The organism is Salinarimonas soli (assembly GCF_008386575.1).
GTDB classification, from domain to species: Bacteria; Pseudomonadota; Alphaproteobacteria; order Rhizobiales; family Beijerinckiaceae; genus Salinarimonas_A; species Salinarimonas_A soli.
Genome location: NZ_VUOA01000033.1, coordinates 12,194 through 38,528 on the forward strand (window position 1 = coordinate 12,194; position 26,335 = coordinate 38,528).

A 26,335-nucleotide genomic window follows, 5' to 3' on the forward strand; every position below is an offset into this window, starting at 1 on the left:
AACGTGGTCTGCAAAGCGAACGTGACGGCGCGGGCGCGGTTCCAGGAACCCGGTTCCGGCGGGGCTCCGCCGCCTTGCATCCCGCCCGCCGCGATGGCATGGGGCGGCGCAGGAGAACGCCGGCCCCGGCTGCGCGTTCTCGATCAGACAGGAGGATTCCGATGCGGATCGCTATGCTCGCCGCGGCGGCCCTGGGCCTCACGGCCGGCGCCGCCCTCGCCACCCCGCTCGCGGGGGACCGCGGCCTCGGCGGGACGCCGCCGGCGCAGACCGTCCACCACAAGCCAGGCCACGAAGGCGGTCCGCCCTGGACGCGCGGTCGCAGCGGCTACGAGCGCGGCTACGAGGAGGAGCGCTACATCGAGCGCCGCCCCCGCGTCACCCGCTGCGTGACCCGCTACCGCGAGCGCTATGACGCCTATCGCGGGGTCTATGTCCGCCGCCCGGTCGAGGTCTGCAGCACGGACGGCTATCGCTGAGGCCGATCGGGGGGCGCCGCGCCCCTGCCCGCCGTTCAGGGGCGAGGAAGGCGTCGCCCCCTCACGGGCGCCGGAGGCCGGCGAACATCACGGGCAGCAGGAAGCCGATGCTCAGGAACCGCGCCAGGTGGTGGATGCCCACATAGAGCGGATCGAGGTGGAGCACGACCGCCAGCACCATCATGGCCTCCAGGCCCCCGGGCGCGAAGGCCACGAGGGCGTCGGGCAGGCCGACGCGTGCGATGGCCGCGCTCGCCGTCGCGAAAGCGCCCGCGACCCCGGCCCCGATGGCGAGCGAGCCGAGCGCCGCCGGGAGCGTGCGCAGGAAGGCGCGGCCGTCGAGGGTGCGCACGCGCTCGGCGATGTAGATGCCCACCAGCACGAAGGCGAAGGCCGTCACGGGCGGAGGCGGCACGCCGGGGGCGAGCTCCGTCCCGTGCAGCACCGCGCTCGCGAGCGTGCCGCCGAGCAGGATCGGCGCCGCGACCCCGAGGCGCTCCAGGGCAAGCCCCAGCAGGAGACCCGATCCCACCGTGACCGCGAAGGGCTCCGGCCCCGCGAGCGCCTGCCCGGCCCCCGGGAGCGCGCCGCCAGCCCCGCCGCCGGCCAGGCTCACGAGGCTCGGCAGCACGGCGACGAGGACGAGGAGGCGCACGGACTGCACCACGGCGATGGGCCCCAGGGCCGCGTTCCGGTCGGCCGCTACCGCCATCACGGTGGTGAGGGCGCCGGGCACCGAGGCGAGGATGGCATCGTCGCGCCGCCAGCCCGCGAGCCGCACGAGGTAGAACGCCGACGCCCCCGTGACGGAGACCACCGCGAGCGCCAGCACCGCGAGGCTCAAGGGATAAAGCGCGACCGCCTGCAAGGCCTGCGGCGTGATCCCGGCCCCCATGACGACGCCCGAAAGCAGCATGCCGAGATCGGCCAGGGGGCGCGCCAGGGGCGCCCCGAGCCGCAGGCCCCCCATGACGATCACCACGGCCGCGGCGCCCGAGAGCCAGGCCGCAGGCACGCCGAGACGGTCGAAGGCGAGGCCCCCAAGCGCCGCCGCGAGCACCTGCCCCGCCTGGATGAGCCCCGCGCGAAACATCGTGCCGTCCGGGCGGGGGGCTTTGCGCTCGATCAAGGACGGGGCTCCGGCAGGGCTCTAGATTCGCGTCGAGACGTGAGGCGGCGACGCCCCCGTCGGAGGGCGCCCGGTGCTGTCTCGGGGGAGCGGCACCGGGCGTTCGTCTCTTGTGGCCCCCCGTCGCGGCCATTGTCCACCGGCCCGGCCGCAACCCCGGCCCGTGCGGCACGCAAGGACCTGCGCCGCGCAACGAAGAAAAGGCCGCGTCGGAGACGCGGCCTCGAGGTGGAGAGGCCGGCGGACCGGATCTCTCGGGAGGAAGGGTGAAACCACGAAGCCCGCCGATCCCACCCTCACCCTCGTCCTGAGGCGCCCGCCGCAGGTGGGCCTCGAAGGGCGCTCCAGGGATTTCCGGAGAGCAGTGGAAGCGTGGTGCGTGCTTCGAGGCTCCGCTACTTGTCGCACCTCAGCATGAGGGGGTGGAGGGCACGGGTCATGGGAGCCGAAACCTCGACGCCTAGTGCGAGCCCGTGAGGCGGCACAGACCGCAGACATTGCCGATCTGGACCTCGTCCTGCCGGTCATAGGCGATGGTGCCGTCGCGGCGCAGGGCCGAGAAGGCGCGGCTCACGGTCTCGATGGTGAGGCCGAGATAATCGGCGATCTCCTGCCGGGTCATGGCGAGGCCCACCCGGGCGCGGTCGTCGCGGCCGGGCTGGTTCGTGCGCCGGGGGCCGCTGCAATCGACGCCGCCGCGCCCGGCGACGAGGCGCATGATGAAGGTGGCGACCCGCTCCCGCGCGGACTTGCGCCCGAGCAGGAGGGCGTGGTCGTGGAGCGCGCACATCTGGGCCCGCAGGCGCTGGAAGAGGCGGTCGCGGAGCGCCGCGTCGAGGTCGACGGCACGGCGGTCGAACATCGCGAGGCGCACGGGGGTGAGGGCCTCGGCGCTCACGTCGGACACCGCGGTGGAAGCCAGCCCGAACACGTCGCCGACGCCGAGCACCTCGATGATCTGGCGGCGCCCGTCGGGCAGGAGCTTGAACACCATCACCCCGCCCTCGACGATCTCGTAGACGGCGTTCGACGTGTCGCCCTCGTCCACGATCATGGCGCGCGCCCGGTGGCTCACGATGCGCCCGCCCGCAGGGGCGGCGGCGCCGGCCTCGAAGCGCAGGGACCAGCCGGCGTCGAACTTGGCGTTGCTGAAGGTCTGGGGGGCGGTCATGGCGGCGCTCTCGAACCCGGGGGTGTTTCGATGCCCAAAAACTAGCCTGACGATCCCCGCCGACGCATCGGGGAGGGCCCTTAGGGGCTGTCCCGGGCAGTCAAGCTGCGCACGGGAGGCACGCGGGGGGACGAGCCCCACCACCCCTCATGCCCAGGAGCCCGCAACGCGGGCGTCTCGACGCACGCACCACGTTCGTGAGCCGGAAGGAGATCCCTGCATCGCCCTTCGAGGCCTACCTGCGGTGGGCACCTCGGGACGAGGGCGGAGGGTGGGAGAGAGGGCGCGCTGGGCGCCCCGCCTACAGGAAGGGCGTGATCGCCTCGGCGGCGAGGGGCTTGCGCAGGAGGGTGAGGTTGGGCAGGTCGCGTAGCGCCGCCTCGATGTCGCCCCGGGAGCGGCCGGAGATCGCCACGACGCGGGGCGGCACGGGCAGGCCGTTGAGCCATTTGATCACGTGCTGGCCGCCCACCCCCGGCAGGCCGAGATCGACGAAGATCACGTCGTCCGGGGGCGGCGTGCCGGCCCGCATGAAGGCCTCGCCGTCCTCATAGGCCGCTACCGTGTGCCCGAAGCCGCGCACGAGCTCGATCAGGGCGTCGCGCACGCCCCAGTCGTCCTCGATGATGTGGATGGTGGCCACGGCTGCTTGGTTCCACGTCGCTGCGGCGTGCAGTCCTACGCCACCATGTGGCAGAGCGCCTTGATCGCGATCAATTAGGGTTCGTGCTTAGGGGGTGACGGCGCGTGCCTGGAGACGCCCGCCTTCGGTGGGCTCCTCGGTATGAGGGGGCTGGGAGGCCTCTGGAGCAGCGTGGCACCCCCTCACCCCCGGCACTTCGTGCATCCCTCTCCCCATGGGAGAGGGGGTCACCCCGGACGGCTGTGGCCACGTGCGAGATGCTTCGAGGCCCGCCCCTGGGCCGGCTCTCAGCTCTCCGTGAACACGATCCGCACGAGGTCGGCGGTGTTGCGGGCGTTGAGCTTTTCCATGATGCGGGCGCGGTGCACCTCGATGGTGCGGGGCGAGATGCCGAGGGTGCGGCCGGCCTCCTTGTTCGAGGCGCCGTGGGCGATCTGCTCCAGCACGTCGCGCTCGCGGGGGGTGAGGAGGTCGGCGCCGGCGAAGCGCTTGCCGAGCTTGGAGCCGTCGCCGTCGGCGCGCTTGGCGCGCGCCTCCACCGCCTCGCGCACCCGGGTGATCACCTGGTCGGCCTCGAAGGGCTTCTCGATGAAGTCGTGCGCGCCCGCCTTGATGGCGGTGACCGCCATGGGGATGTCGCCCTGCCCGGAGATGATGAAGACGGGGGCCTTGTAGTCGTGGCCGCCGAGCGCCTCCAGGATCTCGAGCCCCGAGCGCCCGGGCATGTGGACGTCCATGAGCACGCAGTCGAACGGCATGCGCTTGGCGTCGCCGATGAAGTTGTCGCCGTCGGCATAGGCGCGGACGCGGAAGCCCTCGATCTCGAAGATCGTGACCAGGGAGTCGCGCACGGCGGAATCGTCGTCCACCACCGCGACCGTCAACGTGCCGTCACCCGTTCCGTCAGGCATGCTCATGGCTCCTCACCGCTCCTCGTCCATTCACGACCCGGTCCGGTCCCGCCCGGGGGCGAGCCCGTCGGAGAACCGCTCGGACACCTCCGGCGAGCGCAAGGGGAGGCGTACGACGAACCGTGCGCCACGCCCGTCGCCGCCGGGGTCAACGAGCAACTCTCCCCCGTGGTTCTGAGCGATGGTGCGCGAGATCGCAAGGCCAAGCCCCATGCCGCTGCGCTTTCCCGTCTTGAACGCCTGAAAGAGGTCGGCGAGCCGGTCCTGCGGGATGCCGGGGCCGTTGTCCTCGATGGAGAGGAGGAGGTGGCGGTCGTCGAGGCTCGTCGAGACGATGACCTGCGGCCCCTCGCGCCCGCGCACCGCCTCGACGGCGTTGCGCAGCACGTTCACCACCACCTGCTGGATCTGGACCGGGTCGACCTCGACGGGCGGCAGGTCCTCGCCATATTCGCGCACCACCCGCACGTTGCGGTCCTGGCCCATGAGGGTGAGGTCCACCGCGTCGTCGACGAGGGGATTGAAGTCCACGGATTTTCGCTCGGGGCCGCGCTTCTCGACGAGGGAGCGGATGCGCTGGATGATCGAGCCCGCGCGCTGCGCCTCGCGCCGGGCCTTCTCCAGGATGGCGTTGGCGCGGTCGTCCGCCTCCGGCGTGTGGCCCGCGTCCTTGGCGCGGCCGAACTCGCGGCCCACCGCCTGGAGATAGAGCATGATGGCGGTGAGGGGCTGGTTCAGCTCGTGGGCGAGCGCCGAGCCCATCTCGTCGAGGGCCGAGATCCGGGTGAGGCGGATGAGGTCGGCCTGGAGCTCGTTGAGGCGCCGCTCCGTGTCCTTGCGGGCCGTGAGGTCGCGCAGGATGCCGATGAACTGGCGCCCGTCCGGCGTCCGGGCCTCGCCCACGGAGAGGTCGATGGGAAACAGCGTGCCGTCGCGGTGGCGGCCGCGCACCTCGCGGCCGATGCCGATGATGCGGCGGTGCCCCGTGCGCTGGTAGTTGCCGAGATAGCCGTCGTGGTTGTCGGCGTGCTCGGGCGACATGAGCATGTTGACGTTGCGGCCCACCACCTCCTCGGTGGCGTAGCCGAACATGCGCTCGCAGGCCTTGTTGAACACGAGGATGCGCGCACCCTCGTCGATCACGATGATCCCGTCGACCGCCGTATCGAGAACGCTGAGCAGGCGCGCCTCGGAGACGGTGCCGATCTCCGTCCCCCCGTCCGGGTCCCTGGTCGTGTGCATCGCCCCCCCTGGCGAGCGCGGTGTCCTAGGGTCGAACCATGCGTCGGCGCCGACCGGAAGGCAAGCAGCCTCTCAGGGTTACTACTTAGAAAGGCGGTTCGCCGCATGGCCGTCGCCCGGGGATGGGGTCGGAAGCGATGGCTTCTCCCATCCTCACCCTCGTCCTGAGGTGCCCTGCAAAGCAGGGCCTCGAAGGGCGTTCCAGGGATCTCCGGACGGCTGTGGGAGCGTCCTGCGTGCTTCGAGACGCCCGCTGGCGCAGGCCTCCTCAGCATGAGGGGGTGGAGAGCCCCTTCAGCCGGCGAGCGAGCCGAGCACGGGAGCGAGGCGACGCACGGCCTCGGTGACGTCCTCGGCGCGGCGGGCATAGCACAGGCGCAAGCCCCCCTCCCCGCCCGGCCCGAACGCCTCGCCCGGCGCCAGGCCCACATTGGCCTCGTCGATGAGGCGGCGGGCGAGCGCGTAGGAATCGTGGGCGCCGCGAACCTTGAAGAAGGCGTAGAACGCGCCCGACGGCGGCGCGAGGGTGACGCCCTCGATGCCCGCCAGGCCCTCGTGCACGATGCGCCGCCCCTCGCGGGCGTCGGCGATCTGCTCGGCGACGAAGCTCTCGCCGTCCTCGAGGGCCGTGACCGCGGCCCGCTGGACGAAGGTCGCCGTGCCCGAGGACGAATATTGAAGAAGGTTCTCGATCGCCTGGCCCAAGGCCGGCGGCGCCTCGAGCCAGCCCACGCGCCAGCCCGTCATGGCCCAGTTCTTCGAGAAGGTCTGGACGAAGAGCACCCGGTCCTCGGGCGCCATCACGTCCTTGAAGGAAGCTGCGCGCCCGCCCACCGCGAGCGCCGGGTCGTGCACGAAGCGGCCGTAGATCTCGTCGGCGACGATCCACAGGCCGTGGCGGCGGGCGAGATCCAGGATCGCCGCGAGCTCGTCGCGGCTCGCGGTCCAGCCCGTGGGATTGGCGGGCGTGTTGATCACGAGCGCCCGGGTGCGCGGGCCGATCGCCGCCGCGACCCGGTCGAGGTCGAGGGCCCAGCCGCGCTCGGAATGGCCCATGGGCACCGCGACGGGCGTGGCGCCCGCCACCGTGAGGGCGCCGATGAAGTTCGGCCAGGCGGGGGTGGGCACGATCACCTCGTCGCCCGGGCCCGCCACGAGGCGGATCGCGGTCTGCATCGCGTGCATGCCGCCCATGGTGACGTAGAAGCGCTCGGGGTCGGAACGGCGGCCGTTCAGGCGCTCGTCATAGGCCGCGAGCGCCGCCCGGAGCTCCGGGATGCCCCGCTGCCAGGTGTAGAAGGTCTCCCCCGCCGCGAGCGAGGCGCGCAAGGCGTCGCCGATGAAGGCGGGCGTGGGCCGGTGCCCCTCGCCGACCCAGAGCGGGATGAGGCCCGGCCGGCCCCGGCCATAGCTCATCGCGTCGACGATCCCGCTGGTCGGCGCCTGGGCGGCCTCGGGGCGGATGGGGTAGGCCAGGGGGAGCTGCGCGTTCATGGATAGGTTCTGATCGCTGTTGCGGCGATTGCCAAGGGGGAACGGCGTTCGCATCACGAGAGGTGATGGACGCGATCAGCGGCGGTGATCGGGGGGCCGTCCTCCAGCCTCGTCCCGAGGTGCTCTGAGGAGCAGAGCTGCAAAGGGCGCTGCAGGGATCTCCCTTCGGCCGTGGCGAGGTGCTGCGTGCTTCGAGGCTCGCCGTTAGCTCGCGCCTCAGCATGAGGGGGAGATCGCTGGTTTGAGGTGGTACCCCCTCACCCCCGGCCCCTCTCCCCCTGGAAGAGGGGAGTCATCCCGGACTCAGCATCAGGGAGCGGGGAGCGCGTCCCTGCCCTCTCAGTCGTCGGCCGTGGGCTTGGCGACGGCCTTCGCGGCGGGCTTCACCTCGGCGCGCTTCGTCTCCGGCTTCTTGGTCTCCACCTTCTTGGCGTCCGGCTTGGCGGTCTCGGCGGGCTTGTGGGCCGGCTTCACCGCCGCGACGGGCTTCTTCGCGTCAGCGGGCTTCTTGGCTTCCGCGGCCTTGGGAGCGGCGGCCTTCGGCTTGGTGTCGATCGCCGCCTGGGCCTTGGGCGCGGGTTTCTTCGCCGGTGCGGGCTTGGCGGCGACGGGCGGGGCGACGGCGGCGGTGCTCGTGGCGGGCTTCGCCGGGCGAGCCTTCGGGGCGGGCTTGGCGCCGTCCTCGTCGTCGTCGGCCTCCACGGCGGCGGGGGCCGCGGCGGCGGTGGCGGCGGGCGGGGTGCGGCCGATCCAGATCGGGACGATGGGGTTCAGCGCGACGCGGGGGCCGAGCACGGTCTTGTGCACGGGGGCCATGGCGGTGCCGGCGAAGGCCATGGCGGCGGTCGGCGCCGTGAGGCTCGGCATGGTGGAGGCGCTCTCGCCCGTGGGGCTGTCGTCCTCGCCGGGCATGGGGCCCGAGCGGTCGCAGATCGCGGCGCGCAGGTTCGGCGGCGCCGTGAGGTTGGAGGCGGGCAGGCTCGCGAGCGAGGGCGAGAAGATGCCCGGCCCCGAGGCGAAGCCCCGGTCGAACAGGTCGGCGGCCTTGAGGGTGCGCTCGTTGGCGTTGCGCGAGCCGAACACCACGGTGATCAGGCGGCGGCCGTTCTGGGTGGCGCTCGCCACCACGTTGAAGCCCGAGGCGCAGATGAAGCCCGTCTTCATCCCGTCCGAGCCCGGATAGCGGCCCATGAGGCCGTTATGGTTGCGCATCACGCGCCGGCCGAACTTGATCGCCCCGATCTTGAACAGGTCGGCGTGCTCGGGGAATTCCAGGATGAGGGCGCGGGCGAGGATCGCCATGTCGCGGGCGGAGGTCTGCTGGCGCTCGTCGGGCAGGCCGTGCGGGTTGACGAAGCGGCTCTCGCGCATGCCGAGCCGCTGGGCCTGCACGTTCATCATGTCGGCGAAGCCCTCGACGGAGCCGCCGAGGGTCTCGGCGATCGCCACCGAGATGTCGTTGGCCGACTTGACCATGATGATCTTGAGGGCGTTGTCGAGGGTGAGCTCGGTGCCCGGCTTGAAGCCCATCTTGGAGGGCGGCATCGCGGTCGCGTTCTCCGACAGCGTCACCACCTCGTCGAGCCGCGAGCGGCCCTCGCGCACCTCGCGGAGCGCCACGTAGGTGGTCATCAGCTTCGTCACCGAGGCCGGGAACCAGGGATCCGTCGCCCGCTCGGCATGCAGGACCTTGCCGGACTCGACATCCACCACAAGGGAGGGCGTGGTTGCTGCGCCCGCGCTCCCCGCGACGGCAAGGCCGGCGCATAGGACGATCAGGCGAAGGGCTCGGCTCGCTGGCATGCGGGTCGGGTCTCCAGTTGGGCGGATCACGGGAACGGCGCTTGACACGGCCACGTTCCGCCATCTCGTGTTGTAGGTTGCGCGGCGAAGCGTGAAAAGGCGGGAGACCCCGCCGACGGGGCCTTTATGCAAACCGAGGTGGCGACAACGTGGCGCCGCGTGGTGGAGAATCGAAATTCATGGACACGTCCCTGCTCTGGATCCCGGCGACCCTGGCCGCCGCCGCGGCCCAGACCGCCCGCAACGCCACCCAAAGACGCCTGACCGAGACCATCGGCACGGCTGGCGCGACTCAGGTGCGCTTTCTCTACGGCTTTCCATTTGCGCTCGTGTTTCTTAGCATCGCGTTAACCCTGAGCGGCGAGCGCCTGCCGCGGCCCGACGGCGGCTTCTTCGCCTTCGTCGTGGCCGGCGCCGTGGCCCAGATCCTCGCCACCGCCCTGATGCTCGCGGCCATGCGCGAGCGCTCCTTCGCGGTGGTCACGGCCTACGTGAAGACCGAGCCCGTCCAGACGGCCCTCGTGGGGCTCCTGATCCTGAGCGATCCCGTGACCCCGGGCGGGCTCGCCGCGATCCTCGTCGCCACGGCGGGCGTGATCGTGATGTCGGGGGTGGGGCGGGGCGCCGGCGCGTCCTGGCGGCCGGCCTTGCTGGGGCTTGCCGCGGGGGCGTTCTTCGCGCTCTCGGCCATCGGCTTTCGCGGGGCGATCCTCGCCCTCGATTCCGGCGGCACCCTGATCCGGGCCTCCACGACGCTCGCCTGGGGGCTCGGCCTCCAGACCCTCATCCTCACGGCCTGGCTCCTCGCCCTCGACCGGCCGGCGCTGACGGGCAGCCTCCGGGCCTGGCGGCCCTCGATCGCGGCGGGGTTCCTGGGCGCGCTCGCCTCCCAGTTCTGGTTCCTCGGATTCGCCCTCACCACCGCCGCCAACGTGCGGACGCTTGCCCTCGTGGAGGTGCTCATGGCCCAAGCCGTGTCGCGCCGGCTGTTCGCGCAAGGCACGAGCGGGCGCGAATGGCTCGGGCTCGTCCTCGTCACCGGGGGCGTTGGGGCGCTCCTGTGGTTCCACGCCTGAGGGCGCCGCCCCGGCTCTCGGCAGCGGGCGTCTGGCCCTCCCCTACGCGATCGCGCAGGTGTCGGGCAGGCGCAAGTGCCCTGCGAGGGCCGGGTCGCCGAGCGCCGCGAAGCAGCCATTGGCGTAGCCCCGGCCCCGGTGGCCATAGGTGAGGGGCTGCCCGTCGGAGCCGATCACCCGCCCGCCCGCCGCCGTCACGATGGCGTCGCCCGCCGCCGTGTCCCATTCCATGGTGCGGCCGCAGCGGACATAGACGTCCGCCTCCCCTGCCGCGATGAGGCCGAACTTCACCGCCGACGAGGCCGTCCGGCGCCGGGGCTGGGGCAGCGCGGCGATCGCCGCCTCGCTCGCCGCGTCCCCGTGGCGCTTGCTCACCAGGGCGACGACGCCGTCCCCCGGCGTGGGCCGGGTCCGCACGGGCCGCCAGGCCAGGCCTGACGCGGGATCGCCCGGGGCGAAGCGCGCCTCCCGGGCGTCGGCGCCCGCCCGCCAGGCGCGCCCCAGCGCCGGCGCCACGATCACCCCCGCCACGGGTCGGCCCTCGCGCACGAGGGCGATGTTGACGGTGAACTCGGGCTCCCCCGCCAGATAGCACTTCGTGCCGTCGAGGGGATCGGCGAGGAAGAACAGGGCGCCGCACCCGGCCGTGCAGGCGGTCTCCTCGGCCACGACCGGGATGTCGGGCCAGGCCTCGCGCAAGCCCGCCAGGATCGCGGCCTCCGCTGCGAGGTCCGCCCGGCTCGTGGGCGACCCGTCGCTCTTGAGCCGGCCCTTCACCGTGCCCTGCATGCGCCGCACGAGGTCGCCCGCCGCGAGCGCGATGAGGCTGAGGCGTTCGGCCGTCTCGGCCAGTCCGGGTGGGTCGGTTCTCATGATCCCCTTGCCCTTGCATCCGCTATGTGACCCCTTGGCACGGTGCTTTTCAAGCCGTGCGAACGCGGCTATCGGAAAGGGGAACGCGCGAGGCTCGCGCGCCAGCCGATTGATTGCGAACGCGCGGAGCATGCGTCCCATGGTGACGGTTACGTTGGATTCCCTCGACCTCGCGGCCCTCCTGTGCTCGCGGGTCTGCCACGACGTGATCTCGCCGGTGGGCGCCATCGTGAACGGGCTCGAGGTGCTGGAGGACGAGAGCGACGCCTCCATGAAGGAGTTCGCCCTCGACCTCATCCGCAAGAGCGCCCGCCAGGCCTCCGCCCGGCTCCAGTTCGCCCGCCTCGCCTTCGGGGCCGCGGGCTCGGCCGGCGCCTCCATCGATCTGGGCGACGCCGAGAACGTGGCCAAGGGCTTCTTCGGCGACGACAAGACCCAGCTCACCTGGAGCGCGCCGCGCATGCTCCTGCCCAAGAACCGGGTGAAGCTGCTGCTCAACCTCGTGGTCATCGCCGCCCAGGCGATCCCCCGCGGCGGCATGATCACCCTCACCGTCGAGGGCGACCCCAAGGCCTCGCGCTTCGTGCTCTCCGCCAAGGGCATCAACGCCCGCATCCCGCCCCACGCCGAGGCCCTGCTCGCGGGCTCACCCGAGAGCGGCGCCGTCGACGCCCACGGCATCCAGGCCTATTACGCCGGCATGGTGGCCCGCGCCGCCGGCATGAAGACCGCCTTCGCCATCGAGGGGGACACGGTGACGATCACGGCCGAGATGGATCCCACCAATCCGAACTCCGCGCCCATTGACACGGGCATGATCGGCTGATCGCGCCGCTCGCGGCAAAAAAGTGATTCGTCGAAACGGAACATAAACCCCTGCCGGCCACTCTGGGCGCTGCGAGTAACCGCGTGCGTGAGTAGAGTGGTCGTCATGGACGATTTGTTGCGGGAGTTCCTGACCGAGACCGCCGAGCACCTCGATGTGGTCGACGTCGAGCTGGTCCGGTTCGAGCAGGATCCGAACAACGAGACCATCCTGCGGAACATCTTCCGCCTGGTCCATACGATCAAGGGAACCTGCGGGTTCCTAGGCCTGCCCCGCCTGGAGGCCCTGGCGCACGCCGCCGAGACCCTCATGGGCAAGTTCCGGGACGGGATGCCCGTCACGACCGCGGCCGTGACGCTGATCCTCGCGACGCTCGACCGCGTCAAGGAGATCCTGGCGGAGCTGGAGCGCACCGCCGCCGAGCCCGAGGGCATCGACGGCGACCTCATCGGCGAGCTGGAGCGCCTCGCGCTCGCCCCGCCCGAGGCCGCCCCGCCCGCGCCCGCGCCTGCCAAGGCGCCCGAGCCCAAGCCCTCGCTCCTCGACCAGATGGTGCTCCAGGTCCTGGAGCGCCCGCTCAAGCCCGGCGAGGTCTCCCTCGACGACCTGGAGCGCGCCTTCATGGAGACCGAGGTCGACGAGACCCCGCTCCCGCCGCTCCCGGCGCCCGCCGCCGCCCACGCTCCCGACGCCTTCGACGAGCCCCCGGCACCGCCGGCCGAGATGCCGAAGCCCGCGCCGCGCCCCGAGCCCAAGGCAGCCGAGCCCAAAGTCGCCGAGCCCCGATCCGCCGAGCGCGCCTCCGAGGGCGGCGAGGCGGTGGCCGAGGGCGTGTCGAAGGTGCAGACCATCCGGGTCAACGTCGACACCCTCGAGCACCTCATGACGATGGTCTCGGAGCTGGTGCTCACCCGCAACCAGCTCCTCGAGATCGCGCGCCGCGAGGACGACAGCTCCTACAAGGTGCCCCTCCAGCGCCTCTCCCACGTCACGGCCGAGCTGCAGGAGGGCGTCATGAAGACGCGCATGCAGCCCATCGGCACCGCCTGGCAGAAGCTGCCCCGCGTCATCCGCGACCTCTCCTCCGAGCTCAACAAGAAGATCGAGCTCGTCATGCAGGGCGCCGAGACCGAGCTCGACCGCCAGGTCCTGGAGGTGATCAAGGATCCGCTCACCCACATGATCCGCAACTCGGCGGATCACGGCATCGAGACGGCGCTGGAGCGCAAGGCCGCCGGCAAGCCCGAGCGCGGCACGATCCGCCTCAACGCCTATCACGAGGGCGGCACGATCACGATCGAGATCTCGGACGACGGCCGGGGCCTCGACTTCAGCGCCATCCGCCGCAAGGCCGTGGAGCGCAACGTCGCCTCGGAGGCCGAGGTGGAGCGCATGAGCGAGGCGCAGGTCGCCAAGTTCATCTTCCATCCGGGCTTCTCCACCGCCAAGGCCGTGACCGCCGTGTCCGGCCGCGGCGTCGGCATGGACGTGGTCAAGACCAACATCGAGCTCATCGGCGGCACCATCGAGATCCGCTCCGAGCCCGGCCGGGGCACGGTCTTCACGATCAAGATCCCCCTCACGCTCGCGATCGTCGCCGCCCTCATCGTCTCGGCCCGCGACCAGCGCTTCGCGATCCCGCAGGTGGCGGTGCTGGAGCTGGTGCGGGTGAAGCCCGGCTCCGACCACACCATCGAGCGCATCAACGGCACCCCCGTGCTGCGCCTGCGCGACCGGCTCCTGCCGATCGTCCCCATCTCCAAGGTGCTGGGCCTGCCCGGCGCCGAGGCCGAGACGGGCGACGAGGGCTTCGTGGTGGTGAGCCAGGTCGGGCGCCAGCGCTTCGGCATCCTGGTCGACGGCGTCTTCCACACGGAGGAGATCGTCGTGAAGCCGATGTCCTCCAAGCTGCGCCACATCCAGCTCTTCTCGGGCAACACCATCCTCGGCGACGGTGCCGTGGTGCTCATCATCGACCCGAACGGGGTCGCCAAGATGGTGGGCTCGGGCACCGGCGAGAACCAGTTCGGCGCCGACGAGAGCGCCGAGCAGGTCCAGGCCGAGATCGACGAGAACGTCACGCTCCTGGTCTTCCGCGGCGGCGGCCAGAGCCACAAGGCGGTGCCGCTGTCGCTCGTCACCCGCCTTGAGGAGGTGGACGCCTCCAAGATCGAGTGGGTGGGCGGGCGTCCGCTCATCCAGTACCGGGGCAAGCTCATGCCCCTCGTGCCCGCCGACCCCGAGCTCGCGATCCGGCGCGAGGGCAGCCAGGCCCTGGTGGTGTTCTCCGACGGGGACCGCTCCATGGGCCTCGTGGTGGACGAGATCGTCGACATCGTCGACGACCGCCTCGACATCGAGCTCGTGGCCGACCGCTCCGACCTCGTGGGCTCCGCCGTCATCCGCGGGCGCGCCACCGAGATCGTCAACATCGCCCATTACCTGCCGCTCGCCCACGACGACTGGTCGGCGGGCGGGCCGGCCCGGAGCACGTCCGCCTCGCGCAACGTGCTCCTCGTCGACGACTCGGCTTTCTTCCGCGACATGCTCACCCCCGTGCTCAAGGCGGCGGGCTACCGGGTCGTGACGGCGGGCTCGGCGGAGGAGGCGCTCAACATCCTGGGCTCGAACCTGCGCCTCGACGTGCTCGTCACGGACGTGGAGATGCCCGGCCGCGACGGCTTCCAGCTCGTCGAGGCCATGCGGGCGGGCGGGCGCAACGCCGACCTTCCCGTCATCGCGCTCTCGGCCGGGGTGACCCCTGACATCGTGGACCGGGCCCGCAAGCTCGGGATCGGCGACTTCGTCGCCAAGTTCGACCGCAGCGGCCTCGTCGCCGCTCTCGCGGAGACGCAGCCGGCGCTGGGAGAAGCCGCATGATCGCCGCCAACAGCAACCAGACCGACGCCCGCGCGACCGGCGCCTTCGAGGAATTCGTCACCGTGATGGTGGCGGACCAGATCTTCGGCCTGCCCATCGACCGCGTCCACGACGTGTTCATCGCAAGCTCCCTCACCGCCGTCCCCCTGGCGCCCCGCGAGATCGTGGGGCTCCTCAACCTGCGCGGCCGGGTGGTCACCGCCATGTGCCTGCGCCGGCGGCTCGGCCTCCCCGACCGCGCCGACACCGCCCAGAACATGGCGGTGGGCCTGGAGCGCCAGGGCGAGTCCTACGGCCTTCTCGTGGATTCGGTGGGCGAGGTGATGAAGCTCTCCCCTGAGCGCCAGGAGCCCAACCCCGTCCACATGGACGGGCGCTGGGTGAAGCTCTCGCGCGGGGTTCACCGCCTCGACGACAAGCTGCTCATCATCCTCGACGTGGACGCCGTCCTCTCCTTCGACGTGGACGCTCGCGCGGCCTGACGGCCGGCGACCCGGAGCCCTCCCATGAAGCATTGCCTCATCGTCGACGACTCGGCCGTGATCCGGAAGGTGGCGCGCCGGATCCTGGAAGGCCTCGGCTTCCGCGCCTCCGAGGCCGAGGACGGGGAGCAGGCGCTCCTCGCCTGCCGCGGCGAGATGCCCGACGCCATCCTCCTCGACTGGAACATGCCCGTCATGGACGGCTACGAGTTCCTCAAGCAATTGCGCCTGCTGCCCGGCGGCGAGGCGCCCAAGGTGGTGTTCTGCACCACCGAGAACGACGTCGCCCACATCGCCCGGGCCATGCGGGCGGGCGCCAACGAATACATCATGAAGCCCTTCGACAAGGAGATCATGACGGCGAAGCTCCAGGAGGTCGGCCTCTGCTGAACGGCGCGCCGCCCGCCTCACGGGGCCCGCGCCGCGGGCCCGCCATCACCGAGGATCCCACCCTTGAGCGCCGTTCTCGCCACCCCGACCCCGCGCCCGGACAAGCCGCGCCTGCGGGTCATGATCGTCGACGACTCGGTGGTCGTGCGCGGCCTCGTGTCCCGCTGGCTCACCGAGGACGGCGGCTTCGAGGTCGTGGGCACCGCCGCCAACGGGCGCGCCGCCATCGACCTCATCGAGCGCGCCGCCCCCGACCTCGTGCTCCTCGACCTCGAGATGCCGGAGGTCGACGGCTTCACGGCGCTGCCCAAGCTCCTGGAGCGGCGGCCCGGCGTATCCGTCGTGGTGATCTCGACGCTCACCCACCGCAACGCCGACGTCTCGCTCAAATGCCTGTCGCTCGGCGCCACCGACTATCTCGCCAAGCCCGACAGCCATCGCGGCGTCACCACGTCCACCACCTTCCGGGCCGAGCTCCTCGCCAAGCTCCACGCGCTGGGCGGCGCGCGCCGCCGCCGCTTCGCCCCGGCCGCCCCCGCCGTCCCGTCGCGCGGGCGGCTCGACGCCCCCGCCCCCGCCGCGCCGGCCGCCCCCGCGCTCCGCACCCTGCCGCGCCCGCGCGCCGGCCTCGTGGCGCCCCGCGCCCTGCTCGTCGGCGCCTCCACGGGCGGGCCCCGCGCGGTCGCGCAGGTGCTCGGCGGCCTCGGCGCCTCCCTCCAGCGGGTGCCGATCCTCGTCGTCCAGCACATGCCGCCGATCTTCACCGCCGTCTTCGCCGAGCACCTCGCCACCCATACGGGCATGATCGCCCGCGAGCCCGAGCACGGCGAGCGCCTGACGGCCGGGCGCATCTATGTCGCGCCGGGCGGGCGGCACATGGGGCTGGCGAAGGACGGCACCGCCGTCTCGATCCGCCTCGACGATTCCCCGCCCGTGAACTTCTGCCGCCCCGCCGTGGACGTGCTGTTTCGCGACGCGGCGGCCGTGTTCGGCGCCTCGGCGCTCGCGGTGGTGCTCACGGGCATGGGCTCGGACGGCACCAACGGCGCCCGCGCCCTCGTGGAGACGGGCGCCACGATGATCGCCCAGGACGAGGCCACGAGCACGGTGTGGGGCATGCCGGGCTCCATCGCCAAGGCGGGGCTCGCCCACGAGATCCTGCCCCTCGACGGCATCGCTCCGGCCCTCAAGACCCTGCTCAGCGGAGCGCATCCATGACCGAGCTCGAGTTCGAGTTCCTCCGCGGCTGGCTCAAGACCCGCTCCGGCCTCGCGCTGACGGCGGAGAAGCGCTACCTCGTCGACAGCCGCCTCGGCACCGTGTGCCGCCGCTTCAAGCTCGCGGGGCTCTCCGAGCTCGCCGCCGCCCTGAAGCTCGGGCGCGACCCGGCGCTCGAGGGCGCAGTGGTCGAGGCCATGACCACGAACGAGACCTTCTTCTTCCGCGACCGCGCGCCCTTCGACCTGTTCAAGGACGTCCTGCTGCCGAAGATGCTCGCGGCCCGGGCCTCGACGCGCCGCCTGCGCATCTGGTGCGCCGCCGCCTCCTCGGGCCAGGAGCCCTACTCGATCGCCATGCTCCTCGACGAGGCGAAGTCCCGCATGCCGGGCTGGACCGTCGAGATCGTGGCGACCGACATCTCCACCGAGATCCTGGACCGGGCCAAGGCGGGCCTCTACAGCCAGTTCGAGGTCCAGCGCGGCCTGCCGATCAACCTCCTGCTGAAATATTTCACGCAGGAGGGCGATGGATGGCGGCTCTCCCCCGCGATCCGCTCCATGGTGTCGTTCCGACCCCTCAACCTCATCCGCGATTTCGGGGGCCTGGGCACCTTCGACATCGTCTATTGCCGCAACGTGCTGATCTATTTCGACGGGCCCACCAAGACCGACGTGCTGCGCCGCCTCTCGGCCTCGTTGAGCCCCGACGGAATGATGGTGCTCGGCGCCGCCGAGACCGTCATCGGCCTTACCGACGCGCTCAGCCCCCACCCCGACCACCGGGGCCTCTACGTCCCGAGCCGTGCCGCGGCGCCGGCCCCCTTGCGGCTCGTGGCGACGCGGTAGGGGCACGGCGCCCGCACGCGTCCCCCTCCCCCTTGTGGGGAGGGGTTAGGGGTGGGGGTCGCAAAGTCGGAGCTGGCGGGCAGGTAGGGAGCACGCGCGGTCGTACAGCCTGATCCTGGACTGACGGCGGGTGGCGCCCCGACCCCCACCCCTGACCCCTCCCCACAAGGGGGAGGGGAAGCGCCATCATCCCCTCACCGCCCCGTCTTCACCCGGGTCCACAGCCGGGTCACCACCCGCTGGACGCGCTCGTCGTAGGCCGTGTTGGTGAAGAGGCGCTTCATCGTGGCCTCGTCGGGGTAGATGCCGGGATTGTCGAGCACGGCCTTGTCGATGCCGGCCTTCGCGGCGAGGTTGCCGGAGGCGTATTTCACGAAGTTGGCGTTCGCGGCCGCCACGTCGGGGCGCATCATGAAGTCGATGAAGGCGTGGGCCTCGGCCTTGTTGCGGGCGTCCGCCGGGATCGCGAAGGAATCGAACCACATGAGCGCCCCCTCCTTGGGGATCACGTAGGCGACCTCGACGTCGTTCTTGGCCTCCGCCGCCCGCGTGCGCGCCTGGACCACGTCGCCCGAATAGCCCACCGCGAGGCAGATGTCCCCGTTGGCGAGCGCGTTGATGTATTCCGACGAGTGGAACTTCTGGACGTTGCCGCGGATGCGAAACAGCGCGTCGCCGGCTTTCGTGAGGTCGGCGGGGTTCTTCGAATCCGGGTTGAGGCCGAGATAGGCCATGATGCCGGGGAAGAGGTCCTCCGGGCTGTCGAGCATGTGGATGCCGCAATCCTTGAGCTTGCCCGACAGCTCGGGCTTCATGACGAGGTCCCAGGTGTTGAGGGGGATGTCGCCGAGCCGCTCGCGCACCTTCGCCACGTTGAGGCCGAGCCCCGTGGTGCCCCACATGTAGTTCACGGCATATTGGTTGCCGGGATCGAACACCGCGAGGCGGCCCGCGATCTCGGGCCATTGGTTGGCGAGGTTGGGCAGCTTCGATTTGTCGAGCCGGGCGAACACGTTCGCCTTGATGAGCCGCTGGAGGAAGGGCCCCGAGGGCACCACGATGTCGTAGCCCGACTTGCCCGCGAGCAGCTTCGTCTCGACGAGCTCGTTGGTGTCGTAGGTGTCGTAGGTGACCTTGATGCCCGTCTCCTTCGTGAACCGGTCGAGCATCCGGGGGTCGATATAGTCGGACCAGTTGTAGACGTTCACCACCCGCCCCTGGGCGGAGGCCCCGGCGATGCCGAGGACGAGGGCGAGCGCGGCGACGAGGGGGCGGATCATCGGGACGGGTCTCCTCAAGGGGGTGCGGGCGCGAACCCTAATCGATTTCGGGGCGATGGCGAGACCGAGCGGGCTCACTCTCCGGCGAGCTGGCGGCGCTGGGGGCCCGCCTTGTCGACGGTGCCGATGGCGCTCGCGATGTGCTCCAGCGCCGCCTCCACCGAGCCAAGGCCCCCCACGTTGAGGGAGGGCGGACCCATGGGCGGGATGAAGCCGCCGGCGGTGAGCTCGCGGAACACGGCGAAGTTCAGCTCGCTGTGGACGCGCGACTGGTTGTCGACGTCGAACACGAAGGCGATGAGGTCGAACTCGAGCCAGGTGTCGCCGATCTTCTTGAAGTTCACCCGCGGCGGCGGCTCCTTCAGGATGTCCGGGTGGTTCGCGGCGCAGCCCACGAGCACCTCGGCCGCGCGCACGGGGTCCTGGCTGCGCAACACCGCGATGGGCAGCACCACCCGTCCCGTCCGGTCGCCGCGCACGCGGTTGCGCACCACGCCGGAGATCAGGTTGGAATTGGGCACGATGATCGTGGAGCGGTCGAAGGTCTCGATCTCGGTGGAGCGCACGCTGATCTTGCGCACGTAGCCCTCCCCGTCCCCCACCACGATGAGGTCGCCCACCCGGATCGGGCGCTCCCAGAGCAGGATCAGCCCCGAGACGAAGTTGTTGACGATGGATTGCAGGCCGAAACCGATACCCACCGAGAGCGCGCCGGCGACGAGCGCGATCCGCTCCAGGCCGAGGCCGAGGGACGAGAGCGCGAGGGCCGCGGCGATGAAGAAGCCGAGATAGCCGAACGCCGTCTTGATCGAGTTGCGCAGCCCCGCGTCGAGGTCGGTGGCGGGAAGGAAGGCGGTCTCCAGCCAGCGCTGCACGATGCGGGTGGCGGCGATCCCCAGCGCGAAGATGAGGAGCGCCACCACGATGCCTGAGAGCGAGATCGTGATGTCGCCCACCTGCACCCCGAAGAAGGCGGCGCGCATGGACGAGAGCAGGTCGCGCGATTCCACCCCCCAGGGGGCGAGCGCCAGCAGGGCGGCGGCGAGGATCAGCACCACCCGGGCGACCCCGTCGATCAGGACGGCGATCTGCTGGAGCGAGCGCCGGCGCAGGCCCGTATTGGCCTGGAGCGCCGAGGACAGGCGGGTCGGATCGCGCAAGGTGCGCACCAGCATCACGTCGACGAGGCGGATCGACAGGAACAGGAGCGCCGCGAGGATCGTGATCCAGGCGATCTGGTCGAGGAGGAAGGAGGCGAAGGCCACGTAGCCCGCGACCAGCGCCGCGCCGAGCGCCGCCACGGCGCTCCAGCCGAGGATGCGCAAGGGGCCGCTCACGGTGGAATCGGGGATGTAGGGGCCCAGGCACGCCTCCTCCTCGATGGAGCGCGCCGCGAAGCGCCGCAGCCCCGCCGCGAGCACGAGGGCGGCGGCGGCCGCGAACAGCCCCCGCGCCAGGACGGTGAGCGGCAGGGCCGCCGCGATCGCCGCGTTCACGGCCTCCACCACCTTGCCCGCCGTGATGATCCACGCGATCGCCACCGCGAGCCGCGCCACCCGCCGCGCCCCCGTGTCGCTCATGCGCACGATGCGCCAGGTCTCCCGGCCGGGGGCGAGGATGGCCTCGGCGAGCGCGATCACGAAGGCCACGAAGGCGAGGCCCGCGAGCGCCGTGCCGGCGATCGGGCGCACCCGGAGGGGCAGGAAGCCCGCTCCGTCGAGGGCCGCATAGACCATGAGGCTAGCCACCGCAGCCGGCAGCGTGCCGAGCACGAGCACCTGGAGGGCCGCGACGTGCCGGATCATCGGCGTCGGCTTGGCGGCGGGGTCGCGGTTCACGAGGCGGGGCACCAGGCGGTGGCGGCCCCAATGCAGGACCGCCGCGCCGAGCATGGCGAGCGCCAGGAGCGCGAGGGCCGGCGCCTTCGCCTCCCGCACGATCCGCTCCGCCCAGTCGCCGAGCACCCGGTTGAGGGCCGCGATCTCCCGGGGCAGCACCCGGGCGACGTCGTACCAGAGGCCGGGACTGGCGAGGCTCTGGCTCTGGCGGAAGAGCGAGCGGGCGAAGAGCGAGCGGCGGCGGTCGGAGATCTGGGCCACCACCTGTTGGCCCTGGAGCATCACGGCGCGGCCGATGCGCTGGGTCTCGTCGAACTCGGCCACCGCCGCCTCCCGGGCGCGGCGGTCGGCCTGGAGCTCGGGGCTCTCGGGCGGCGCGCCCTCCTCGGGCTTGTCGCCGAGCTGCTGGAGGCGGGCGCGGGCGGCGTCGAGGCGCGGCGCCACCTCGTCCACGAGCACGCGGGCGCGCTCCACCAGGGCGTCGATGCCGCCGCGCAGGCCCTGCAGCTCGCCGTCGGAGAGCTCGCGCCCGCCGCGCAGCGCGGCCTCGCGCTGCTCGAAGTCGAGGCGGATGCGGTCGAGCTCGGCCCGGATCGGCCGCGTCTCGTCGGCCTGGGGGCGGGGCTCGGTGGGCGGGGGCGGGGCCGCGGGCGCCGCCGGCGCGGCGCGGGGCGCCTCGACCGGGGGCTTCGCGCCGGGCGCGGTCTGGGCGCCCGCCGACAGGGTCGACAGGACCAGGATGGCGAGGGCGGCCGCGGGCCACCCGGCGAGAAGGCGAATGCGCGTCATCGAGGCCCCGCACGGCTTTTGCAGGGCTGTTTAAGCCGTCGCGCGGGGCGACGCTACCCCGCGCGGCTCGGCCTCGTCCGAACGGTGGTCAGCGGTTCTGCTGCGTCGCGCCGGGCTTGTTGACGTCCTTCGTCTCGGTGGGCGCCGGATAGGCGGGGTTCGCCGAGGGGGTGCGGGACGAGGTGGATCCCGTGGCGCTCGGCGCGCCCACCGCGCTCTCGGAGGCGGCCTGGGTGGGGGTGCGGTTCTCGCCGCCGCCGATCCAGCTCATGAGGCCCGCTCCCGCGACGCCGAGCAGGATCAGGCTTCCCACGAGAACCCACAGCACTGGGCGGCCCGTTCGTCCCTGGCGGGCAGCATCGTCTTCGACAGCCATCGTGACCTCGCAATCGTGCGGCCCCGATGGCCGCGTCGCATGTCGGGGGGCAACGTGGCGGTCGCGACGGCGGTTCCGCCCCGCATTCGGCCGGATCCAAGTGGAGTCTCGTTCGTTGTCCGACACGGACCGCCATACCAGAGAGCCCGGACGCGAGGGGCGGGGCGAAGCGGGAGGATCGTCGGCAGGCGCGAGCCGGCCGGCGCGCCCGTGCCGGGAACATCATCGATCGTCCCATCAGCCTTGTTTCCGCCGTGTTGCGGGTCCTTTGGGTGGGCGAGCGCAAGGAGAGGTCATGCTCGAGTCCCGCATCAGCCTGGACGGAACCTGGGAGTTCCTCCACGTCTCAGACGACCGGCTGTCAGGCCCCGCCGAGGTCCGCACCATCAAGGTGCCGAGCCCCTGGCAGGCCCAGTTCACCGACCTGCACATGCGGGCCGGCATAGGCATCTATCGCCGCGACGTCACCCTGCGGGAGAGCTGGCTGCGGGACCGCGTGTGGCTGCGATTCGGGGCCGTGTTCCACAACACGAAGCTGTGGGTGAACGGGGAGCTCATCGGCACCAACGAGGGCGGCTTCCTGCCCTTCTCCTTCGACGTGACCGACGCGCTGAAGCCCGGGCGCAACGAGATCAAGGTGCGGGTCGATTCGCCCACCGACAACCCGAACGAGTTCCCCGACAGCCCCTTCGCCGAGATCCCCTTCGGCAAGCAGAGCTGGTACGGCCCCCTCTCGGGCATCTGGCAGTCCGTCCACCTGGAGCGGCGCATCGCCGACCACATGCGCCGCATCCGCCTCGTGCCCGACCGCGAGACGGGCGAGGTGAAGGTCGAGCTCCAGTTCATGACCGCGCTCGCCGCCGACGCCGAGTTCGCGCTGCGCGTCACCGACCCGAGCGGCGCCCCCGCGGTGACGGCCGAGGGCTCGGCCCGGGCCGGCGCCGAGACCCTGCCGCTCGCCTTCAAGGTCGCGGACGTGCGCTCCTGGTCGCCCGACACCCCCAACCTCTACCGGGCGCGCGTCGAGATGCGCCGGGGCGGCGAGGTGGTCGACACGATCGAGGACGCGTTCGGCTTCCGCACCATCGAGACCCGCAACGGCCACTTCTACCTCAACGGCGAGCCGCTTTATCTCCGCTCGGCGCTGGACCAGGACTATTACCCCGACACGATCTGCACCGTGCCGTCGGTGGACTTCCTGGAGGACCAGTTCCGCAAGGCCAAGGAGCTCGGCCTCAACTGCCTGCGCTGCCACATCAAGGCGGCCGACCCGCGCTATTACGAGGTCGCCGACCGGCTGGGCCTGCTCATCTGGACGGAGCTGCCCAACGGCGGCATGGTCACGGAGCGCTCGCGCACCCGCAAGGAGCGCCTCCTCAAGGGCATCGTCGACCGCGACGGCAACCATCCCTCCATCATCATCTGGACGATCATCAACGAGAACTGGGGTGTCGACCTCGTCAACGATCCCGACCACCGCTCCTGGCTCAAGCAGACTTATCACTGGCTGAAGGGCTACGACCCGACGCGTCTCGTGGTCGACAACTCGCCGCTGGCGCCGAGCTTCCACGTCGAGACCGACATCGCGGACTATCACTACTACTCCGCGATCCCCGACCACCGCGACGAGTGGGACCAGTTCACCGACCAGCTCGCCGACCGCGCCCCCTGGCTCTACACCCCCCACGGCGACGCCGTGATCCGCGGCGACGAGCCCCTGATGTGCTCGGAGTTCGGCAATTGGGGCCTGCCCTACCCCAAGGACCTGCGCGACCCGCAGGGCAAGGAGCCCTGGTGGTTCGAGACGGGCCACGACTGGGGCGAGGGCGTCATGTACGCCCACGGCGTCGAGAACCGCTTCACGGATTGGAACCTCGACCGGGTGTTCGGCGACCTGCGCCGCTTCGTCATGGCGGCGCAGTGGCAGCAGTTCCGCGCGCTGAAATACCAGATCGAAGCGATGCGGCGGAAGCCGAGCCTTGCCGGCTACGTGATCACGGAGCTGCACGACTGCCACTGGGAGTCGAACGGGCTCCTCGACATGCGCCGCAACCCGCGCGTCTTCCACGAGCTGTTCCACATCGTGAACGCCGACACGGTGATCGTGCCCAAGTGGGAGCGCCTGTCCTACTGGGCCGGCGAGACGATCCGCTTCGGCCTCGCGGTCGCCCACGGGGCGGGGCCGGCGCTGGACGGCGCGGTGCTCACCGCCCGCATCGGCGACAGCGCGAAGCGCTTCGACCTGCCGCGCATCGAGGCGCCGGCCGTGTTCGAGCTCGGGACGGTGGAGCTCGCGGCGCCCTCGATCGAGGAATCCTCGATGCGGCGCATCCATCTGGAGCTGCGCGCCGCGGACGGGCGCCTCATCGCCATGAACCACCTCGACCTCGCGGCCCATCCGGCGCGCGCCAAGCCCGAGGGCGGCGAGCGCCTGTGGTCGCCGGACCCCGAGCTCGTCGAGCGTTTCCGGGCGCTGGGCTACGAGACCGCGCCGCGGCTGGAGGAAGCCTCCCTCGTGGTGGCGCAAAAGCACGACGAGGCGCTGGCGACCTATGTGCGCAACGGCGGCCAGCTCCTGCTCATGGCCGAGGCCGACATGCCGCTCTACCCCTTCTTCCCGCATTGGCAGAACCTGAAGGTCGCCCACCGGGACGGAACCCTGTGGCGCGGCGACTGGGCCTCCTCCTTCGCGTGGCTGCGCCGCAGCGGCCCCTTCGCCGACATGCCCGGCGGGCCGCTCCTCGACGAGACCTTCGACCGGGTGATCCCCACCCACGTCATCGCGGGGGCGAACCTCCTCGACTTCCAGGCCCGCGTCCTCGCCGGCCTGGTGGTGGGCTGGATCCACAAGCCCGTGGCCTTAGGGATCGAGCGCACCTATGGCCGCGGCCGGTTCGTCGCCTCGACCTTCCGTCTCTTCCGCGACGCGCCCATGGCCGACCCCACCGCCACCCGTCTCTTCGACCACCTGGCGGCGCTCGCCACCCAGGCCCGCCAGCAACGCCTCGACGACGCCGTCGACGCCGCCGAACGGGCGGCGTGAGCGCGGCCCCCTCTCCCCACCGTGCGGGGAGAGGGCCGAGGCCCCCTTCATGGGGGGCTGGGGCGAGGGCGGCAGCGCGGGGGTGAGGGGGCGTATCCGGTCGAGCCTCATCCTGACAGACCCCCTCGCCCTTCGGGCTTGCCGCACCTGCCCTTCCGCAGGTGCGGCCCTCTCCCCGCCCGCGGGGAGAGGGCTGGGCGTCCCGCGCAACCCCGATCCGCATCGCCCCGCCTTGCCCTGATCCCCGTTCCCTCCCATTGTGCGGGCAACCGACGCAACGGAGGACGCCGCCGTGACCGCCACCATCGTGGGCTGGGCCCATACCCCCTTCGGCAAGCTCGACACCGAGACCGTGGAGAGCCTCGTCGTGCGCGTGACGCAGGACGCCCTGGCCCATGCCGGGATCGAGGCCCGGGACGTGGACGAGATCGTGCTCGGCCACTTCAACGCGGGCTTCAGCCCGCAGGACTTCACCGCCTCCCTGGTGCTCCAGGCGAGCGACGACCTGCGCTTCAAGCGGGCCTTGCGCGTCGAGAACGCCTGCGCCACCGGCTCGGCCGCCGTCCACCAGGCGATCACCTCCATCGAGGCCAAGCGCTCCAAGGTGGTGCTCGTGGTCGGCGTCGAGCAGATGACGCGCACGCCCGGCCCCGAGATCGGCAAGAACCTGCTCAAGGCCTCCTACCTGCCTGAGGACGGCGAGACGCCCGCGGGCTTCGCCGGCGTCTTCGGCCAGATCGCGGGCCGCTACTTCCAGCGCCACGGCGACCAGTCGGACGCGCTCGCCACCATCGCCGCCAAGAACCACAAGAACGGCGTCGACAACCCCTACGCCCAGATGCGCAAGGATCTCGGCTTCGAGTTCTGCCGCCAGGAATCGGAGAAGAACCCCTTCGTCGCCGGCCCCTTGAAGCGCACCGACTGCTCGCTCGTCTCCGACGGGGCCGCGGCGATCGTGCTCACCGATGTGGAGACGGGCCTTGGCATGGAGCGGGCGGTGGCCTTCCGCTCCACCGCGCACGCCCAGGACTTCCTGCCGATGTCGAAGCGCGACATCATCGCCTTCGAGGGCTGCGCGGTCGCGTGGAAGCAGGCCCTGGAGCGCGCCGGCATCGCGCTCTCCGACCTCTCCTTCGTCGAGACCCACGACTGCTTCACCATCGCCGAGCTCATCGAGTACGAGGCCATGGGCCTCACGGCGCCGGGCCAGGGCGCCCGCGCGGCGCTGGAGGGCTGGACGCAGCGCGACGGCCGGCTTCCCGTGAACCCCTCGGGCGGCCTCAAGGCCAAGGGCCACCCGATCGGCGCCACGGGCGTCTCGATGCACGCGCTCTCGGCCATGCAGCTGTGCGAGGAGGCGGGCGGCATCCAGGTGAAGAACCCGAAGCTCGGCGGCATCTTCAACATGGGCGGCGCCGCGGTGGCGAACTACGTGAGCGTCCTCGAGCGGATCAAGTGACGTTGCCCCCCTCTCCCGGATGGGAGAGGGATGCACGGAGTGCCAGGGGGTGAGGGTGGGCGGCCGATCGCGTCGCGCCACCCAA

At 71.6% G+C, this 26,335-nt stretch carries 21 protein-coding genes; 10 read left to right on the forward strand and 11 right to left on the reverse strand.

The window, feature by feature from the left end; translation table 11 throughout:
* Positions 1-161: 161 nt before the first annotated feature.
* The gene (locus tag F0L46_RS17885; protein ID WP_149820049.1) at positions 162-479 is read left to right on the forward strand and encodes a hypothetical protein; all 318 of its coding nucleotides are present in this window, start codon (positions 162-164) and stop codon (positions 477-479) included.
* Positions 480-540: 61 nt separating this feature from the next.
* Here F0L46_RS17885 and F0L46_RS17890 read toward each other — a convergent pair whose 3' ends face one another.
* The 7 genes from F0L46_RS17890 to F0L46_RS17920 form a co-directional block, all read right to left on the reverse strand.
* Complete coding sequence (locus F0L46_RS17890; protein ID WP_240540051.1) at positions 541-1,608, reverse strand: AbrB family transcriptional regulator; 1,068 nt, start codon at positions 1,606-1,608, stop codon at positions 541-543.
* 460 nt (positions 1,609-2,068) lie between these two features.
* Positions 2,069-2,779, reverse strand: a complete 711-nt coding sequence (locus F0L46_RS17895) for a Crp/Fnr family transcriptional regulator (protein WP_149820051.1) — start codon at positions 2,777-2,779, stop codon at positions 2,069-2,071.
* Positions 2,780-3,080: 301 nt separating this feature from the next.
* Positions 3,081-3,422, reverse strand: a complete 342-nt coding sequence (locus F0L46_RS17900; RefSeq protein ID WP_188312032.1) for a response regulator — start codon at positions 3,420-3,422, stop codon at positions 3,081-3,083.
* Between the two features lie 287 nt (positions 3,423-3,709).
* On the reverse strand, positions 3,710-4,333 hold the full coding sequence (locus F0L46_RS17905; RefSeq protein ID WP_149820055.1) for a response regulator transcription factor: 624 nt from the start codon (positions 4,331-4,333) through the stop codon (positions 3,710-3,712).
* A 30-nt stretch (positions 4,334-4,363) separates the two neighbouring features.
* Positions 4,364-5,575 carry a two-component system sensor histidine kinase NtrB gene (locus F0L46_RS17910; RefSeq protein WP_149820057.1) on the reverse strand — a complete coding sequence of 404 codons (1,212 nt, stop codon included), beginning with the start codon at positions 5,573-5,575 and terminating at the stop codon, positions 4,364-4,366.
* 294 nt (positions 5,576-5,869) lie between these two features.
* Positions 5,870-7,069, reverse strand: a complete 1,200-nt coding sequence (locus F0L46_RS17915; RefSeq protein WP_149820059.1) for a pyridoxal phosphate-dependent aminotransferase — start codon at positions 7,067-7,069, stop codon at positions 5,870-5,872.
* 339 nt (positions 7,070-7,408) lie between these two features.
* Entirely contained in the window at positions 7,409-8,872 is a 1,464-nt protein-coding gene (locus F0L46_RS17920) for a D-alanyl-D-alanine carboxypeptidase family protein (protein WP_149820061.1), read from the reverse strand.
* 179 nt (positions 8,873-9,051) lie between these two features.
* On the opposite strand from F0L46_RS17920, the gene F0L46_RS17925 reads away from it, so the two are divergent.
* On the forward strand, positions 9,052-9,948 hold the full coding sequence (locus F0L46_RS17925; RefSeq protein WP_188312033.1) for an EamA family transporter: 897 nt from the start codon (positions 9,052-9,054) through the stop codon (positions 9,946-9,948).
* 42 nt (positions 9,949-9,990) lie between these two features.
* On the opposite strand, the gene F0L46_RS17930 is transcribed toward F0L46_RS17925, so the two are convergent.
* Positions 9,991-10,821 carry a 3'(2'),5'-bisphosphate nucleotidase CysQ family protein gene (locus F0L46_RS17930; RefSeq protein ID WP_149820063.1) on the reverse strand — a complete coding sequence of 277 codons (831 nt, stop codon included), beginning with the start codon at positions 10,819-10,821 and terminating at the stop codon, positions 9,991-9,993.
* 139 nt (positions 10,822-10,960) lie between these two features.
* Between F0L46_RS17930 and chpT the strand changes: the two genes are divergently transcribed.
* The 6 genes from chpT to F0L46_RS17960 all read left to right on the forward strand — a co-directional run bounded on the left by chpT (position 10,961) and on the right by F0L46_RS17960 (position 17,465).
* Positions 10,961-11,647 (forward strand): histidine phosphotransferase ChpT, encoded by a 687-nt coding sequence (gene chpT, locus F0L46_RS17935; protein WP_149820065.1) that lies wholly within the window; start codon positions 10,961-10,963, stop codon positions 11,645-11,647.
* A gap of 105 nt (positions 11,648-11,752) precedes the next feature.
* Positions 11,753-14,527, forward strand: a complete 2,775-nt coding sequence (locus F0L46_RS17940) for a hybrid sensor histidine kinase/response regulator (RefSeq protein ID WP_149820067.1) — start codon at positions 11,753-11,755, stop codon at positions 14,525-14,527.
* Positions 14,524-15,009: a chemotaxis protein CheW gene (locus F0L46_RS17945; protein ID WP_149820069.1), complete on the forward strand. Its 486-nt coding sequence runs from the start codon at positions 14,524-14,526 to the stop codon at positions 15,007-15,009. The genes F0L46_RS17940 and F0L46_RS17945 overlap by 4 nt, the downstream gene beginning before the upstream one ends.
* Positions 15,010-15,033: 24 nt before the next feature.
* Positions 15,034-15,399: a response regulator gene (locus F0L46_RS17950; protein WP_149820071.1), complete on the forward strand. Its 366-nt coding sequence runs from the start codon at positions 15,034-15,036 to the stop codon at positions 15,397-15,399.
* 63 nt (positions 15,400-15,462) lie between these two features.
* Positions 15,463-16,617, forward strand: a complete 1,155-nt coding sequence (locus F0L46_RS17955; RefSeq protein WP_438646692.1) for a protein-glutamate methylesterase/protein-glutamine glutaminase — start codon at positions 15,463-15,465, stop codon at positions 16,615-16,617.
* Positions 16,614-17,465, forward strand: coding sequence for a CheR family methyltransferase (locus F0L46_RS17960; RefSeq protein WP_149820073.1), 852 nt, complete (start codon positions 16,614-16,616; stop codon positions 17,463-17,465). The genes F0L46_RS17955 and F0L46_RS17960 overlap by 4 nt, the downstream gene beginning before the upstream one ends.
* A 194-nt stretch (positions 17,466-17,659) precedes the next feature.
* On the opposite strand, the gene F0L46_RS17965 is transcribed toward F0L46_RS17960, so the two are convergent.
* The 3 genes from F0L46_RS17965 to F0L46_RS17975 all read right to left on the reverse strand — a co-directional run bounded on the left by F0L46_RS17965 (position 17,660) and on the right by F0L46_RS17975 (position 21,748).
* Positions 17,660-18,745 carry a polyamine ABC transporter substrate-binding protein gene (locus F0L46_RS17965; RefSeq protein ID WP_149820075.1) on the reverse strand — a complete coding sequence of 362 codons (1,086 nt, stop codon included), beginning with the start codon at positions 18,743-18,745 and terminating at the stop codon, positions 17,660-17,662.
* Between the two features lie 74 nt (positions 18,746-18,819).
* Positions 18,820-21,372 (reverse strand): DUF3772 domain-containing protein, encoded by a 2,553-nt coding sequence (locus F0L46_RS17970; protein ID WP_149820077.1) that lies wholly within the window; start codon positions 21,370-21,372, stop codon positions 18,820-18,822.
* Between the two features lie 88 nt (positions 21,373-21,460).
* A complete protein-coding gene (locus tag F0L46_RS17975) occupies positions 21,461-21,748 on the reverse strand; it encodes a hypothetical protein (protein WP_149820079.1) in 288 nt (95 codons plus the stop codon).
* A gap of 295 nt (positions 21,749-22,043) precedes the next feature.
* On the opposite strand from F0L46_RS17975, the gene F0L46_RS17980 reads away from it, so the two are divergent.
* Positions 22,044-24,791 carry a glycoside hydrolase family 2 protein gene (locus tag F0L46_RS17980; RefSeq protein WP_149820081.1) on the forward strand — a complete coding sequence of 916 codons (2,748 nt, stop codon included), beginning with the start codon at positions 22,044-22,046 and terminating at the stop codon, positions 24,789-24,791.
* Positions 24,792-25,083: 292 nt separating this feature from the next.
* On the forward strand, positions 25,084-26,250 hold the full coding sequence (locus tag F0L46_RS17985) for an acetyl-CoA acetyltransferase (protein WP_149820083.1): 1,167 nt from the start codon (positions 25,084-25,086) through the stop codon (positions 26,248-26,250).
* Positions 26,251-26,335 lie beyond the last annotated feature (85 nt).